Origin of the sequence: Pseudomonas sp. K5002, from assembly GCF_013386655.1 — a bacterium.
Classification (GTDB): Bacteria; Pseudomonadota; Gammaproteobacteria; order Pseudomonadales; family Pseudomonadaceae; genus Aquipseudomonas.
Genome location: NZ_JACARK010000698.1, coordinates 1 through 868 on the forward strand (window position 1 = coordinate 1; position 868 = coordinate 868).

The 868-nt window shown below is 63.0% G+C and carries 1 protein-coding gene; it reads right to left on the reverse strand.

Annotation, left to right across the window (positions count from 1 at the left end):
- Positions 1-29: 29 nt before the first annotated feature.
- The coding region (locus tag HX846_RS26490) for an FGGY-family carbohydrate kinase (RefSeq protein ID WP_256739965.1) at positions 30-868 on the reverse strand (839 nt) is incomplete at its 5' end.

The window sequence follows — 868 nt, forward strand, 5'->3', positions numbered from 1 at the left end:
CCCGCTCCCACATTTGGATCAGTGTTCGCTTAATTCAATTGCAAGCTGTGCATCACCGGTTTCAAGGCCGGATACAGCTCCAGATAGCGGGCAAACGCCCGGTCATACACCCCGACATTCCCCGCCTCCGGCTCCGCCCGCAGCTCCAACTGCACCCAACCTTTCTCCATCTCCCGATCATCCACCAACCCCACCGCATGGGCCGCCAGCAACGCCGCACCCATGGCTGCCTCCACCTCTTGCACGATGGTGTAGACCGGGTAGTGGGTGATGTCCGCAATAATCTGCATCCACAAATCCGAGTGGCTCGCTCCGCCCACCACAATCAGCCGTGGATCAAGGGAATGCGCCCCACGGGTGCCCGCTTCGATATTGTGCCGCAGGGCAAAACTCACCCCTTCGAGCACTGCGCGGTACAGGTGGATCCGGCTGTGATAGAGGTTCAGCCCGACAAAGCTGCCGCTGGCCCGGTCATCCCACACCGGGCTGCGTTCGCCCATGAGATACGGCAGGAACAACAGCCCTTCACTGCCCGCCGGGATCTTCGCGGCGCTCTGCTCCAGCAGCCACAAACTGTCCTGGCCCGTCTCTTTCGCCTGCTGCTCCTCCGCCTGGCAGAACTGTTCGCGAAACCAGCTCACCGACGCCCCGGCGGTGATCGCACCACCGAAGATGTACAGGTCCTGATGGCCGTTATAGACGTGGGGCATGCTCACCAGGCCATGGCGCGCATCCACCTGCTGATTGAGATAACCCCAGCACATGCTGGTGCCGATCATCGCCACGTGATTGCCCGGCCGCGTCACCCCGGCCGCCAATGTGGCCATGGCCGCATCCACGCCCCCGGCCAGGATCGGCGTACCGGCCT